The 14,351-nt window shown below is 70.5% G+C and carries 10 protein-coding genes; 4 read left to right on the top strand and 6 right to left on the bottom strand.

Annotated elements, in window-relative coordinates; genetic code table 11:
- Nucleotides 1-245: 245 nt before the first annotated feature.
- Nucleotides 246-3,092 (top strand): PAS domain S-box protein, encoded by a 2,847-nt coding sequence (locus N7L95_RS02850; protein ID WP_301258299.1) that lies wholly within the window; start codon nucleotides 246-248, stop codon nucleotides 3,090-3,092.
- Nucleotides 3,093-3,137: 45 nt separating this feature from the next.
- On the opposite strand, the gene N7L95_RS02845 is transcribed toward N7L95_RS02850, so the two are convergent.
- Genes N7L95_RS02845 through N7L95_RS02820 form a run of 6 tightly spaced genes read right to left on the bottom strand, consistent with a single transcriptional unit; the run spans nucleotide 3,138 to nucleotide 9,260 of the window.
- Nucleotides 3,138-3,539, bottom strand: a complete 402-nt coding sequence (locus N7L95_RS02845; RefSeq protein WP_301258298.1) for a RidA family protein — start codon at nucleotides 3,537-3,539, stop codon at nucleotides 3,138-3,140.
- On the bottom strand, nucleotides 3,536-4,705 hold the full coding sequence (locus N7L95_RS02840) for an acyl-CoA dehydrogenase family protein (protein WP_301258297.1): 1,170 nt from the start codon (nucleotides 4,703-4,705) through the stop codon (nucleotides 3,536-3,538). Before N7L95_RS02840 ends, N7L95_RS02845 begins: the two co-directional genes overlap by 4 nt.
- 1 nt (nucleotide 4,706) lies before the next feature.
- Nucleotides 4,707-5,597 (bottom strand): enoyl-CoA hydratase family protein, encoded by an 891-nt coding sequence (locus N7L95_RS02835; protein WP_301260052.1) that lies wholly within the window; start codon nucleotides 5,595-5,597, stop codon nucleotides 4,707-4,709.
- 14 nt (nucleotides 5,598-5,611) lie between these two features.
- Entirely contained in the window at nucleotides 5,612-6,145 is a 534-nt protein-coding gene (locus N7L95_RS02830) for a MarR family winged helix-turn-helix transcriptional regulator (RefSeq protein WP_301258296.1), read from the bottom strand.
- On the bottom strand, nucleotides 6,142-6,921 hold the full coding sequence (locus N7L95_RS02825; protein WP_301258295.1) for an SDR family NAD(P)-dependent oxidoreductase: 780 nt from the start codon (nucleotides 6,919-6,921) through the stop codon (nucleotides 6,142-6,144). The genes N7L95_RS02830 and N7L95_RS02825 overlap by 4 nt, the downstream gene beginning before the upstream one ends.
- Nucleotides 6,918-9,260, bottom strand: coding sequence for a bifunctional salicylyl-CoA 5-hydroxylase/oxidoreductase (locus tag N7L95_RS02820; protein WP_301258294.1), 2,343 nt, complete (start codon nucleotides 9,258-9,260; stop codon nucleotides 6,918-6,920). Before N7L95_RS02820 ends, N7L95_RS02825 begins: the two co-directional genes overlap by 4 nt.
- 308 nt (nucleotides 9,261-9,568) lie before the next feature.
- Here N7L95_RS02820 and N7L95_RS02815 point away from each other — a divergent pair, with 308 nt between their 5' ends.
- The 3 genes from N7L95_RS02815 (at nucleotide 9,569) to N7L95_RS02805 (ending at nucleotide 14,162) form a co-directional block, all read left to right on the top strand.
- The gene (locus N7L95_RS02815) at nucleotides 9,569-10,762 is read left to right on the top strand and encodes a bactofilin family protein (RefSeq protein ID WP_301258293.1); all 1,194 of its coding nucleotides are present in this window, start codon (nucleotides 9,569-9,571) and stop codon (nucleotides 10,760-10,762) included.
- Between the two features lie 167 nt (nucleotides 10,763-10,929).
- Complete coding sequence (locus N7L95_RS02810) at nucleotides 10,930-11,751, top strand: universal stress protein (RefSeq protein ID WP_301258292.1); 822 nt, start codon at nucleotides 10,930-10,932, stop codon at nucleotides 11,749-11,751.
- A gap of 359 nt (nucleotides 11,752-12,110) precedes the next feature.
- On the top strand, nucleotides 12,111-14,162 hold the full coding sequence (locus N7L95_RS02805; RefSeq protein WP_301258291.1) for a M12 family metallo-peptidase: 2,052 nt from the start codon (nucleotides 12,111-12,113) through the stop codon (nucleotides 14,160-14,162).
- Nucleotides 14,163-14,351 lie beyond the last annotated feature (189 nt).

Here is a 14,351-nt window from a genome sequence, read left to right as displayed (position 1 = left end):
CGATGGCGATGGGCTGTTCTAACCAGGCGACACGCCAGCATGAGTTGACATAACGCACATTCTGGAAAATTCGGGAAAAGCGGCTCACAGCACCGTCGCTCCCGCTTGACATCCTCCATTTTTCCATCGCCTTGCTGTCGTTTTTCGTCGCTGTACGCCAACCGCCTCCAGGGGCATGACGATTGCAAAGGTTCATGTCGGCCACAAGCCGTCTGTTTGTCGTTCATCCGAGGGGCATGCGACCAATGCGGTCTCCCGAACGTTCACCACCGATCGTCTTCGGCGACGAAACCGGCCGGCTGCAGGCCTTGCAGTCCTATCGCATTCTCGATACCGCGCCGGAGCCCGACTTCGACCGGCTGGCCTGCCTGGCCGCCTACATCTGCGGGACGCCGATGGCCACCATCACCCTGGTGGACGAACACCGCCAGTGGTTCAAGGCCACCGTGGGGTTCGACCCCGGCCTGCAGGAAACGCCGCGCTCCATCGCCTTCTGCGCCGCGGCCATCGAGGGGCGCGAGCCGCTGATCGTCGAGGACGCCAGCGTCCATCCCCGCTTCCACGACAATCCCCTGGTGCTCGGCCCGCCCGGGCTGCGTTTTTATGCCGGTGTGCCGCTGCGGTCGCCCAGCGGCTTCGCGCTCGGCACGCTGGCCGTGCTCGACCGGGTGCCGCGGGTACTCGATGCGCAGCAGCACGAGGCGCTGAGCACGCTGGCCCAGCAGGTGATGCTTCAAATGGAAATGCGCCGCCGCGCCCTCCTGGCAGTCGCCGAGGCAGACGACCGGCTGCAACTGAGCGGCTCCCTGCTGGCCATTGCCGGCCGGGTGGCGCACCTGGGCGGCTGGCAGGTGGACGTGGCCAGTGGCCGGGTGCACTGGTCGGAGGAAACCGCCTCGATCCACGACCTGCCCCCCGGCTCGCCTCCCGAGCTGCGCTCGGCCCTGTTGTTCTTCGTGCCCGCCTGCCGCCGTGCCCTGCGCCACGCCTATGTCCGCTGCATCCGCCGCGGCGATCCCTTTGACCTGGAACTCGATCTGGTGAGCGCCACCGGCACCCGCCGCGCCGTGCGCATGATCGGCAAGGCGGTGCGCGACGCCGGCGGGCACATCGTGCAGGTCCACGGAGCGCTGCAGGACATTTCCGAAAAGATCCAGGCCGAGCAGGCGGTACAACGCATCGCCTCGCGGCTGACACGCACGCTCGACAGCATCACCGATGCCTTCTACGCCGTCGACCGCTCCTGGCGGCTGCTGGGTGTCAACAAGGAGTTCGAGCGCCTGCTGCAACGCCGCCGCGACCAGGTGCTGGGCCGCGTGCTGTGGGAGGTGTTTCCCGATGCGCTCGGCACGGCCTTCGAGCTGGAGGCGCGCGCCGCGGTGGCCGAGCAACGCCCGCACGTGTTCGAGGCTTACTACCCGCCGGTGCAGCGCTGGTTCGAGGTGCGCAACTTTCCGTCGGACGAAGGCCTTGCGGTCTACTTTCGCGATGTCAGCGAGCGGCGCGCCTGGATGGAGCAGCTGCACCTGCTGGAAAGCAGCATCGGCCACCTCAATGACATCGTGATGATCACCGACGCACAGGTCGATGCGCCCGGGCCGCGCATCGTGTACGTGAACGGCGCGTTCGAGCGGCTTTCGGGCTATGTCCGGGACGAGGTGCTGGGCCGGAATCCGCGTTTCCTGCAAGGCCCGCGCACCCGGCGGGACGAGCTGGACCGCATACGGGCCGCGCTGGCCGAGCGGCGCGGCGTGCGCGCCGAGTTGATCAACTACACCCGCACGGGCCGCGAACACTGGGTGGAGATGGAAATCTCGCCGATCCACGATGCCCAGGGCCGCTGCACCCACTTCGTCGCCGTCGAGCGCGACATCACCGAGCGCAAGCGCGCGGAAGCGGAGCGACGGGCGCTCGAAGACCAGCTGCGCCAGGCCCAGCGGCTGGAGTCCATCGGCACCCTGGCCGGCGGCCTCGCCCACGAGTTCAACAACATCCTGGGCGCCGTGCTCGGCAACCTGGAGCTGGCACAGGACAAGCTGCCGCAGGGCCATGCCGCCCTGCACCACCTGGGGCAGATCCGCACCTCCAGCCAGCGGGCGCGCGCGCTGGTGCAGCACCTGCTGGCCTTCGGCGGCAAGCAGGCTCGCCAGCGCACGCAGCGCCTGCTGTCGCCGCTGGTGCAGGAAGCGCTGGAGCTGGTGCGCAACGGCCTGCCCGAAGAGGTCGAGCTGGTCGCACGCATCAGCCAGGATCCGCTGTTCGTCGTGGTGGACGCCAACCAGCTGCAACAGGCCCTGCTCCAGCTGTGCCACAACGCGCGCCAGGCACTGCCGCCCGGCGGCGGGCGCATCGTGGTCGGACTGGACGAGGCCAACCTGGGGCCCGATGAGGTGGCCAGCCTCGGCGCCCTCACCCCCGGCTGCCATGCGCACCTGTGGGTCCAGGACAATGGCGACGGCATGGACGCCGAGACCCGGCGCCGCATCTTCGAGCCGTTCTTCACCACCCGCCCCACCGGCCAGGGCACCGGGCTGGGCCTGGCGGTGGTGCACGGCATGACGATGGTCCATGACGGTGCCCTGCGGGTCGACAGCGCGCCCGGCGAGGGCAGCACCTTCCACCTCTACCTGCCTGCCCTGCACGACCCGTCGGAGGACTTCGCCAGCACGGCGCCCGGCGCACTGGACGCGGTGCACGGCGGCGGGCAGCGGGTGGTCTGTGTCGACGACGACGAGATGGTGTTGCTGACCCTGGAAGCGCTGCTGCAACGCCTGGGCTATCAGGTGACCTGCTACGCCGACCCGCGGCTGGCGGCGCAGGCGCTGCAGCAGCGCCCGGGCCAGTGCGACCTGCTGGTGACCGACTACAACATGCCCGAGCTGGACGGGCTGGCCCTGGCGCGGCGGGCCCTGCAGGCCCGCCCGGACCTGCCGGTGCTGATCGTCACGGGCTACATGACCGAGGAACTGCGCACAGAGGCCCTGCAGGCCGGCGTGCGGGAACTGCTGCACAAGCAGAACTGCGTGGAGGAGCTGGGCGGCGTGGTGGCCCGGGTGCTCGCGTCGCAAGCGTCCCTGGCCGGTCCGGCCTGAGCCGCGCGGCAGGGCGGGCCCCGGCCCTCCCCCGCCCTGCCCGGCTCAAGCAGGATCGGGAATGACGGCGGTCGCCTCGATCTCCACCTTGGCGCGGTCTTCGATCAGCGCCACCACCTGGACCGCGGTCATCGCGGCGTTGTAGGCGCCGATGATGTCGCGATAGGCCCGGCCGAGCGCCGGGCCGGCGGCGAGGTATTCGCGCTTGTCGGTCACGTACCACGTCAGCCGCACCAGGTGCTCGGGCCGGCCGCCGGCCTCGTGCAGCACGGCCACCAGGTTGCGCAGCGCCTGGGCGGCCTGCTCGGCGAAGTCGTCGCTGGCGAAGCGGCCCTCGGTGTCCCAGCCGATCATGCCGGCGATGAACACCTGCCGGCCGCGAGCCACCACGCCATTGGCATAACCCCGTGGACGCGGCCAGCCCGGCGGCAGGAGCACCTGGTTCATGCGGTCCTCGCTTTCAGCAGTTCACGGGCGATGATGAGCTGCTGCACCTCGCTCGCCCCTTCATAGATGCGCAGCGCGCGGATCTCGCGGTACAGCTGCTCCACCTGCTGGCCGCTCACCACGCCCTGGCCGCCCCAGATCTGCACCGCGGCGTCGATGATGTACTGGGCGCCCTCGGTGGCAGCCAGTTTTGCCATGGCCGCTTCCATCGTCACGCTGCGGCCCTGGTCGCGCTGCCAGGCGGCACGCCAGGTCAGCAGCGCCGCGCTGTCGAGCGTGGTGGCCATCTGCGCCAGCTTCGCCTGCGTCAGCTGGAAATCCGCCAGCGCGTGATCGAACAGGCGACGGCTGGTGGCGCGCTGCAGCGCTTCGTCCAGGGCACGGCGGGCAAAGCCGAGCGCGGCGGCAGCCACCGAAGTGCGGAACACGTCGAGCGTGCGCATCGCGATCTTGAAGCCTTCGCCGGCTTCGCCGAGGCGCTGCGACAGCGGCACCCGGCAGTCCTGCAGGCGCAGCCGGGCGAGCGGATGCGGCGCCATCACCTGGATGCGCTCGGCCACCTGCAACCCCGGGGTGTCGGCAGCGACGATGAAGGCCGAAATGCCGCGCGAGCCCGGCGCCTCGCCGCTGCGCGCAAACACGACATAGAAGTCGGCAATGCCGCCATTGGAGATCCAGGTCTTCTCGCCATCGAGCACCGCATGGTCGCCCTCCACGCGTGCCTGGCAGGACAGGGCCGCGACATCCGAGCCGGCCTGCGGTTCCGACAGCGCAAACGCCGCAATCGCCTCACCGCGGACCACGCGCGGCAGCCAGGCCTGCTTCTGGGCCGGCGTGCCGCACAGGCTGATGGCTCCGGAGCCCAGGCCCTGCATGGCCAGCGCGAAATCGGCCAGGCCGCTGTGGCGGGCCAGGGCTTCGCGCAGCAGGCAGAGGGTGCGGGTGTCGATGCGGTCGGCCGCGCCGCCGTATTCGCGCCCCGCCACCACGTGCGCCAGCCAGCCGGCGCGGCCCAGCAGGCGCACCAGCGCCCGGCATTCCGCATCCACGTCGGGGCCGTGGGCGGCGGGCAGCTGGGTGTCGGCCCAGTCGGCCAGCTCGGCCGCGAGCCGGCGGTGCCCCTCGTCGAAGAACGGCCAGTCGAGGTAGTCGGGCGAGCCAGCCATCTCAATCTCCCTGGAACACCGGCGCCTGCCGCGCCACAAACGCCTGGTAGGCCCGGCCGAAGTCGCCGGTCAGCATGCACAGCGCCTGCGCCTGTGCCTCGGCCTCGATGGCCTGGTCGATGCCCATGGCCCATTCCTGGTGCAGCATCGCCTTCGTCAGCGCGTTGGCGAAGGTCGGGCCACCGGCCAGCTGGGCCGCCAGCGACTGCGCGTCGGACAACAGGCGATCGGGGTCGCACAGCCGGTTGTAGAAGCCCCAGCGCTCGCCTTCTTCGCCGCCCATGGAGCGGCCGGTGTACAGCAGCTCGGCCGCCCTGCCCTGCCCGACGATGCGCGGCAGCATGGCGCAGGCGCCCATGTCGCAGCCGGCCAGGCCGACCCGGTTGAACAGGAAGGCGCAGCGGCTGCGCGCGGTGCCCAGCCGCAGGTCGGACGCCATCGCGAGAATGGCGCCGGCACCGGCGCACACGCCGTCCACCGCCGCCACGATGGGCTGCGGGCAGGCGCGCATGGCCTTCACCAGGTCGCCCGTCATGCGGGTGAACATCAGCAGCTCCGGGGCCTTCAGCTGCAACAGCGGGCCGATGATCTCGTGCACATCGCCGCCGGAACAGAAGTTGCCGCCGGCCCCGGCCAGCACCACCGCATGCAGGTCGCTCGCATGCCGCAGCTGCAGGAACAAGTCGCGCAGCTCGGCGTAGGCGTCGAAGGTCAAGGGGTTCTTGCGCTCCGGGCGGTTCAGCGTGACGGTGGCCACGCCGGCGTTCGCCTCGAACAGGAAGTGACGCGCCTGGTAGCCGGCCAGCGGGCGGCGGTTGCCGGCCAGCAGGGCCGGGTCGATGCGGGGGCGATCGGGCGGGGAATCGCCCGCCGGGGATGCGGGGGGATCCATGTGCGGGCCGGAAGTCATGCTTTCTCCTCGCCGGGGGTGTCGTTGCGGATCAGCTGCACGCGCAGCTCTCCGAGCAGGGTGTAGAGGCGCTGCAGGTCCTTGCCGTCCAGGTGCCCGAACAGGGACAGGATCCACTGCTCATGCTCCGCCGCCATGGCCTCGAAGGTGTGCCGCCCGCGCGGGGTCAGCCGCACGATCCAGGAGCGGCGGTCGGTCGGGCTGCTTTCGCGCATCACCAGCGCATCGCGTTCGAGCTCATCGGTGAGGCCGGTGACGTTGCCGCCGGTGACCATCAGGCTGCGCGACAGCTCGCGCATCTTCAGGCCTTCGGGATGGCGGTAGAGCTGGGCCATGTAGTCGAAGCGCGCCAGCGACACGCCGAAGCGGCTGCGCAACCGGCGCCGGATCTCGGCCTCGACCTGCGTGGTGCACGAGAGCATGCGCAGCCACAGCTTGAGCGCTGCATGGTCCTGGGTGCCGGCACGCGCCTCGTGGCCCAGCTCGCGGGCTTCGCGCAGCACCGCGTGGGAAGGATCGGTGTGCTTCACATGACTTCTCCTGCCGACACCGAAATGGCTTGCCCGGTGACCGCGGCGGCCGCGTCGCTGCAGAGCCACTGCACCGCGTCGGCCACCTCCTGGGGCTGCACCAGGCGTTGTTGCGGATTGGCGGCGGCAAACACCGCCCTTGCCTGCTCGGCGCTGCGGCCGGTGCGCTGCACCAGGCGCTCGACGCTGCCGGCCAGCAGCTCGGTGTCGGTGTAGCCGGGGCAGACGGCGTTCACGGTGATGCCCTGGCGAGCCAGCTCCAGCGCGAGCGAACGGGTCAGGCCGAGCACGCCGTGCTTGGCGGCCGCATAGGCGCTGACATAGGCATAGCCGCGCTGGGCGGCGGTGCTGGCGATGTTGACGATGCGGCCGGCGCCCGCCGCCTGCATGTCGGGCAGCGCCGCCTGGGTGCACAGGAAGGTGCCCGTCAGGTTCACCGCCAGCATGCGCTGCCACAGCGCCAGCGAAGTGGCCCCAAAGGCAGCGCTCTCGGCCTGGCCGGCGTTGTTGACCAGCAGGCGCACCGGGCCGAGTGCCTCGCGGGCGGCAGTGAAGGCGGCCTGCACCTGCGCCGGCTCGCTGACATCGGCCACTGCTACCGCATGCGGTCCGCCCGGCAGCGCAACGGCCAGCCGGCGCAGTCCGTCCTCATGCCGGCCCAGCAGGCTCAGCTGGGCACCCTGGGCGGCCAGCGCATGGGCGATGGCCGCCCCGATGCCGCGTGCGGCGCCCGTGACCACCGCATGCCGGCCCTGCAGCGGCAAGGCGCGGCTCATGCGGCTTCCTTCGGCGGCAACGCGGCGGCGGCCGCCTGGGCGGCGGCTCGCTCGCGCTCGAACTGGCGCTCGAGCTGCGCCTTCGCGGCCCGGTACTGCGCCGGCCAGGGCCAGTCGAAGTAGCCGATGCGGGCCGCTTCATGCAAGGTCCAGGCAGGATTGGCCAGGTGCGGCCGCGCCACGGCGCAGAGGTCCGCCCGGCCGGCGGCGATGATGCTGTTCACCTGGTCGGCCTCGGTGATCGCGCCGACCGCGATGGTCGCAATGCCCGCTTCGTTGCGAATGCGATCGGCGAACGGCGTCTGGAACATGCGGCCGTACACCGGCTGCTCACGCTTGCTGACCTGGCCGGAGGAACAGTCGATCAGGTCGGCGCCGGCTGCCTTGAAGGCCCGTGCGATCTGCACCGCGTCGTCGGGCCCGATGCCCCCCTCGACCCAGTCGTGGGCGGAGATGCGCACCGAGATGGGCCGGGCTGCCGGCCAGACCTCCCGCACCGCGCGGAACACCTGTAGCGGCCAGCGCAGCCGCCGCTCCAGCGTGCCGCCCCAGGCGTCCGTGCGGCGGTTGGTCAATGGGGAGATGAAGGACGACAGCAGGTAGCCGTGGGCGCAATGCAGCTCCAGCCAGTCGAAACCGGCTTCGGCCGCCCGCCGTGCGGCAGCCACGAACTGCTCGAGCACCTGGGCCATCTCGGCCTCCGTGATCTCGCGAGCCCAGGCGCTGACGCCCTCCAGGTATTGCTGCGGCGAGGCCGACACCAGCGGCCAGTTGCCCTCGGCCAGCGGCAGGTCGATGCCGTCCCACGCCACCCGGGTGGAGCCCTTGGCGCCGGCATGGCCGAGCTGGATGCCGATGTGGGCATCGGTCTGGCCATGCACGAAGTCGACGATGCGCTTCCAGGCATCGCGCTGCGCGTCGCTCCACAGGCCGGGACAACCGGGGGTGATGCGGGCCTCGGGTGACACGCAGGTCATCTCGGCCATGACAAGGGCAGCGCCGCCCATGGCGCGCGCGCCCAGGTGGGCCAGGTGGTAGTCGCCCGGCATCCCGTCGGCGCACGAGTACTGCGCCATCGGCGAAACGACCACCCGGTTCTTCAGCGTGAGGCCGCGCACCGTGTAGGGGGTGAACATGGGCGGCGGCGGGCGCTGGCCGCCGGCCGCCTGGGCGCCGCTGCGCTGTGCCAGCCAGCGTTCGTGCGCCTCGACGTAGGTGGCATCGCGCAGCCGCAGGTTCTCGTGGCTGATGCGCTGGCTGCGTGTCAGCAGCGAATAGGCGAACTGCTCGGGCGGCAGGCCGGCGTAGCGTTCGACGTTCTCGAACCACTCGGTGGAGTTGCGGGCCGCGTTCTGCAGGCGGGCCACCTCGGTGCGGCGCAGCGCCTCGTAGGCCTGCAGCGCGCCTTGCAGGTCACCAGGTGCGGCGCCGATGCACTGGGCCAGCTCGATCGCGTCTTCCAGGGCGAGCTTGGTGCCGCTGCCGATCGAAAAATGCGCGGTGTGCGCTGCGTCCCCCATCAGCACCAGCGGCACGCTGCCCTCCTCATGCACCCAACGGCGGCACACCACGCGCGGAAAACGGATCCACTGTGCCGAACCGCGCAAGTGGGCCGCGTTGGAGATCAGCGCATGGCCGCCCAGGGCGCGCGCAAACAAGCGTTCGCAGAAGGCAATGGAGGCCGGCTTGTCCATCTCGTGCAGGCCGGCCCGCTGCCACACCCGCTCGGGTGTCTCGACGATGAAGGTCGAATGGGTGTCGTCGAAGCGGTAGGCATGGGCCTGGAACCAACCCCATTCGGTGGCTTCGAACAGGAAGGTGAAGGCGTCGAAGCGCTGCTGTGTGCCGAGCCAGACAAAACGGCAATGCCGCAAGTCGATGTCGGGCTGGAAGACGTCGGCATGGCGACTGCGCAGGCGGCTGTTGAGGCCGTCGCTGGCAATCACCAGATCGGCATGGGCATAGGCAGCCAGGCTCTCCACCTCGGTCTCGAACTGCAGCCGAACGCCGAGTTGCTCGCAGCGCTCTTGCAGGATCTGCAGCAGCCGTTTGCGGCCGATGCCACAAAAGCCGTGGCCACCGGAGCGCAGCACCCGCCCGCGGATGTGCACCTCGATGTCGTCCCAGTGCTTGAAGCTGCCGAGGATCTGCGCGGCGCTCGGCGGGTCGGCCGCCTGCAGGCGGCCCAGGGTCTGGTCGGAGAAGACCACGCCCCAGCCAAAGGTGTCGTCGCGCCGGTTGCGCTCGACCACGGTGACCTCATGGCGCGGGTCCTGCTGCTTCATCAACAGTGCGAAGTACAACCCGGCCGGGCCGCCGCCGATGCAGACGATGTTCATGAGCGCTCCGAAGGCAGGCGTCACAGGCCCCGGCGGCCCTGCGTCGCGGATCACGGCAACTGAAACACGGCAACTGCGCACAAACTAAATTGTTTAGCGCTAAAGCAGTTTAGTGGCAGGACCCACCGCTGGCAAGGCGCCCCTGCAGAGATCGCAGCGTGACGTTCACCCCCAAGCGGGTCTCATCTCCATGCACTGGCGAAAGCAGGGGCTTGCGGCTATACCGGGTGGATGCCGCTGTCCCCGGCTGCACACCGGGGCAGCACACCAGGGTCTGGCAGTCCTGCCAGACCGCGCCGGGAGGAAGCATGTCGCCGAACACGCACGAAGAAGAACACCGTGCCACGCCCGCCGGCCGCCACCGCCCGCCATGGCAGGCAGGCGCTGCGGCAGGCCTGGCATTGGGCATGTGGCTGGCGGGCTTCGGCTGCTGGGCCGCCAGCGACGATGGCCTCGCGCCCGTGCTGGAAGGCAGTCCGCCGAACGATGTGTATGCCGCCGCGGCGCGGGTCCGCCTGTCGCAGGCGGTGGCTGGCGACGCCTTCCTGGCCGGCGCGTCGGTGCGCATCGACGAGCCGGTGAGCGGCGATGCCGCGATCGCCGCGGCGGAACTGCAGGCCGGTGCGGCAGTGGGCCGAGACCTGCGGGTGGCTGCTGGCCGCGCGTACATCGACAGCCGCATCGGCGGCGACGCCCACCTGGTGGCCGGCCAGGTCGCCCTCGGGCCGGGCACCGAGGTCGGCGGGCGCACCTGGCTCACCGCCGGCGAGGTGCTGCTGGGCGGCAAGCTGGGCGGCGACGTGAAGATCTATGCCGGCACGGTCCGCATCGGTGGCGACATCGCCGGCGACGTGCACGTGACCGCGCGCCGGGTGCGGGTGCTGCCCGGTGCCCGCATCGGCGGCAGCCTGAGCTACGCCAGCGCGCGCGAGATCGAAGTCGACCCCGGCGCCCAGGTGCGCGGCCGCACGGTGCGCGAGCCGGGTGGGCTGCCGGGCGGCGACCCGACGGCACCCGGCCTGCCGGGGTTGCTGGCCGCCCTCGCCTGGCTGGGCTGGCTGCTGGGCCTGGTGATCCTGGGCACGGGCTGGGTCTTGTTGTTTCCCCAGGCGGCCCACGCTGCACAGCAGCGCTTGCTCCAGTCGCCGTGGCGCAGCCTGCTGCTTGGGGCGGTGCTGTTCTGCGCGACGCCGGTGCTGGCCGTGCTGTTGATGGCGAGCATCGTCGGCGCCCCTCTGGCGCTGGTCCTGCTGGCGGCCTACCTGCTGGCCTTGCTGGCAGGCTACCTGGTGGTGGCCGGCTTGCTGGGCGACCATATCGCGCAGGCACTGCGCCAGGGCGGCGCGCTGACGCCGCCCTGGCGCATCGCCGGCCTGGCGCTGGCGCTGCTGCTGCTCGCGCTGGTGACATGGCTGCCGGTGCTCGGCGGCTTGACGGCGCTGCTGGCCCTGATGTGGGGACTGGGTGGCCTAGCCGCCCGCTACGCCCCCCGGCCGGCGTGAGGCGCCCGGCCGGCGGCCACCCGGCCGGCGGCTGGCATCGCGGCGATCAGCCGCTCGCCGGGCGTCACGGCCACCGCCGGCTCGGGGCCGGCCGTCTTGACCTTGCTCAAGCCACGGCCGCTGCGCCCGTGCCACCATCGTCAGGTGTTTCGCCCACGCCTTGCGCCATGCCTTACCGCACCTTGCTGGTCCACCTCGACGACACGCCTCGCTGTGGCACGCGCGTGGCGCTCGCCGCGCGGCTGGCGATGCGCCAGCAGAGCCACCTGATCGGGCTGGCACCCACCGGCTGGATCGAGGAATCCAACCAGCCGGGAGGCGCCCTGGGCGCCGTGCAGCAGGCGCAGCGCACGATGCAGACCCTGCAGATGCGGGCGCGTGGTGTCGCGGAGCGCTTCGAGGCGCAGGTCCACCAGAGTGGCCTGCCATCCTTCGAGGCACGTGTGCATGAGGCCGACCCGCTGGCGTCGATGGTGCTTCACGCCCGCAACAGCGACCTCGCCGTGGTGAGCCAGAGCGACGGCACCGCGGCCGACTTTCCTCAGCAACTCCTGATGATGTCGGGGCGACCGGTGCTCATCGTGCCGCGCCACGGCGAATGCGCCGACGCCGGCCAGCAGGTGCTGGTGGCCTGGAACCACAGCCGTGAATCGGCGCGCGCCTTGTCCGATGCGTTACCCCTGCTTGCCCAGGCCCAGCGCGTGGAGCTGGTGTTTCTCGACCAGGCCGGCAGCGACGCGGCGGTGCCCGAGCAGCAGATGGCACAGAGCTGCGAATGGCTGCAGCGGCATGGCGTGCCGGCCGTCAGCCGCCGCATCCTCACCCAGCAAGAGGCCGGCAAGGCGCTGCTCGGCGAGGCCCGGCAGATGGGTGCGGACCTGCTGGTGATGGGCGCCTGGGGTCACAGTCGGCTGCGTGAGTTCATGCTGGGCGGTGCCACCCGCAGCATGTTCGCCCACATGGACCTGCCGGTGCTGATGTCGCACTGAGGGCTGCCGCCGCCAACGGTGAACTGCACAGCGGTGCTCGGCGGTACTCCCGGGTGCCCCGCCGATCATCAAGGACTGCACCGCGGGTGATCACGATCGCCCCAGCACCATCGATCCACCTTCCAGCGGCAAAGCCGCGCCCGAAAGCAAGCCCGGCTCCCCTTTGCCCCCACTTGCAGCGCGCCGTTGCCATGCGCGCGGGAGAAATGCACATTAGTGCCCGGCCATCAACGCCGGTTCGACCAGGCAGGCAAAGAAGTCGCCGCCCGGTCACTGCAGCGCCTCCCGGCCTTCCGTAGCATCGGGGCGCTGCCGCCCCGTTCTTCTTGTTGTTCTCCAAGACGTACACGGGGAGACTCATGTTCAACATCCGATTCATCGCATGGATGCGCGCCGGCTGGCGCGCCCTGGTGGCCCGCCTTCGTGCCACGGCGCCGGCGGCGCGCCAGGCGCAATACATCCGGTCGACCGTCGCCGTGCAGCTGGCGGCCTGCGGGTTGCTCGCGCTCGGCACGCTGGCCGGTGGCCAGGCCCAGGCGCAAGGGCGGCCGGAGCTGTTCACGCTCGAGCCCGGCGGAGGCACCCGCGACCTGCCGCAACACCAGCGCGTCGAGGAGATCCGACGCCGGCCGACCACGGCGGCCATCACGCTGGTGCGCGTCGCGCCGTCCGTGCTCAGTGGCGCCGGCACCCGCATGACCATCGCCCAGGACAAGGCCCTCGACGTCGACAGGACCCATGCCGATGTGCGCACCCCCACCGACTTCACCTGGTTTGGCCGCGCCGTGGGTGTCGAGGGCAACGCCACCCTCGTGGTGCATGACGGCAGCGTCACCGGCACCATTCGCGACGGCCTCGACCTCTATCGGATCGAGCCGGTCGGCCAGGGGCTCCATGCCATCGTGAAGATCGACTCGTCGCGCTTCCCGCCGGAGCACCCGCCCGGCTTCCATCAGATCGAGCGCCGCAGCCTGCCCGCCTCCGCGCCGGCGTCGGCAAGCGATGCACCGGACACCGGCTCGCAAGCCGCCCCGCAGGACATCGATGTGCTGGTCGCCTACACGCCAGCCGCACGCAGCGCGGTGTCGGACATCCAGGCGACCATCCAGCTCGCGGTGGCGGAAACCAACCAGTCCTACCTGAACAGCGGCGTCAACATCCGCATCCGGCTGGTCGACAGCTTCGAGGTCAGCTATTCCGAGAGCGGCAAGACCTACGAAACCATCCTGAGCGATTTTACGAACATGCCCGCCGTGCTCGATCGCCGCAACCGCGCCGGCGCCGACATGTCGGCCCTGATCATCAACCAGAGCGACTACTGCGGCATGGCCAACGCCATCCTGGCACAGGCGTCCACTGCCTTCGCGGTGGTGCACTACGAGTGCGCGACCGGCTACTACTCCTTCGGCCACGAGCTGGGGCACCTGCAGGGCGCACGGCATGATCCGGCGAACGACCCGTCGACCACGCCGTTTGCCTACGGGCACGGCTTCCAGGGCAGCTCCGGCGGCGCCAAGTGGCGCACGGTGATGGCCTATGCCTGCCCGGGCGGCTGCCCGCGCCTGCAGTACTGGTCCAACCCCAACGTGCTGTATGGCGGCGTACCGATGGGCACGGCGAGCCTGAACCACAACGCCCGGGTATTGAACGAGACGGCGGCCACGGTCGCAGCCTTCCGGACCACCGCCCTGCCCGACTACATGGCGTGCGCCAGTGAACGGCAGACCTGCTCCTTCAGCGGCACCAAGATGGTGGCTTACGGCGCCGCCGACAAGTTCGCCTACCGGCGGCTCACGGGTGGTACGGCCTGCACCAACGCGGTCTTCGGTGATCCGGCCCCGGGCGTGGCAAAGACCTGCTATGTCGGCGCCGATGTCTACGCCTACTGCGCCAGCGAGGGGCAGACCTGCAGCTTCACCGGCACACGCAACGTGGCCTACGGGGCCAACGGCGCATACGCCTACAAGGCCCTCACCGGTGGCGCCCTGTGCAGCAATGCCACCTTCGGTGATCCCGCGCCTGGTGTGGTCAAGGGCTGCCATGTGGGACCCCAGGCCTATGTGTACTGCGCCGCCGAAGCGCAGAACTGCTCGCTGTCGGGCATCCAGAACGTGGCCTATGGAGCCGCGGGCCGGTTTGTCTACAAGACCTTGAGCGGCAATGTGAGCTGCAGCAATGCGACCTTCGGCGACCCGGCGCCCGGCGTGGCCAAGGCCTGCTACGTGGGTCCGCAGGGGTACACCCACTGCTCGGCTCAGAACCAGACCTGCAGCTTCCCCGGCACCCGCACGGTGGCCTATGGTGCCAACGGAACGTTCGTGCAGAAGAGGTTCACCGGCGCAGTCGCCTGCAACGACGCCACCTTTGGTGATCCTGCCCCAGGAGTATGGAAGGCCTGCTACGTGCAATGAACTCGCACACACGTCCACCCGCCTGCACGCCGGCTTGCACGCCGGCTCGCCCGGGCTGCGGCGCCCGTCGGCCTGTTGGGGCAGGCGCCACGAGGCAGGGAAGGCGGGAACCGGGAACCGAAGAACCGGGAGCCGCGCGCTAGAGGCGAAGGGAAACAGCAAACAGGCTGAAAGGAAAAAGGTCGGGAA

This window comes from Eleftheria terrae, assembly GCF_030419005.1.
GTDB lineage: Bacteria > Pseudomonadota > Gammaproteobacteria > Burkholderiales > Burkholderiaceae_C > Caldimonas > Caldimonas terrae.
The sequence above is the reverse complement of the archived record's forward strand: the minus strand, read 5'-3'. Positions and strand labels throughout refer to the sequence as shown.

Coding starts and splice junctions, on each gene's coding strand:
- N7L95_RS02850 (WP_301258299.1), top strand. CDS start 246: ATGCGGTCTCCCGAACGTTCACCACCGATCGTCTTCGGCGACGAAACC.
- N7L95_RS02845 (WP_301258298.1), bottom strand. CDS start 3,539: ATGAACCAGGTGCTCCTGCCGCCGGGCTGGCCGCGTCCACGGGGTTAT.
- N7L95_RS02840 (WP_301258297.1), bottom strand. CDS start 4,705: ATGGCTGGCTCGCCCGACTACCTCGACTGGCCGTTCTTCGACGAGGGG.
- N7L95_RS02835 (WP_301260052.1), bottom strand. CDS start 5,597: ATGGATCCCCCCGCATCCCCGGCGGGCGATTCCCCGCCCGATCGCCCC.
- N7L95_RS02825 (WP_301258295.1), bottom strand. CDS start 6,921: ATGAGCCGCGCCTTGCCGCTGCAGGGCCGGCATGCGGTGGTCACGGGC.
- N7L95_RS02820 (WP_301258294.1), bottom strand. CDS start 9,260: ATGAACATCGTCTGCATCGGCGGCGGCCCGGCCGGGTTGTACTTCGCA.
- N7L95_RS02815 (WP_301258293.1), top strand. CDS start 9,569: ATGTCGCCGAACACGCACGAAGAAGAACACCGTGCCACGCCCGCCGGC.
- N7L95_RS02810 (WP_301258292.1), top strand. CDS start 10,930: ATGCCTTACCGCACCTTGCTGGTCCACCTCGACGACACGCCTCGCTGT.
- N7L95_RS02805 (WP_301258291.1), top strand. CDS start 12,111: ATGTTCAACATCCGATTCATCGCATGGATGCGCGCCGGCTGGCGCGCC.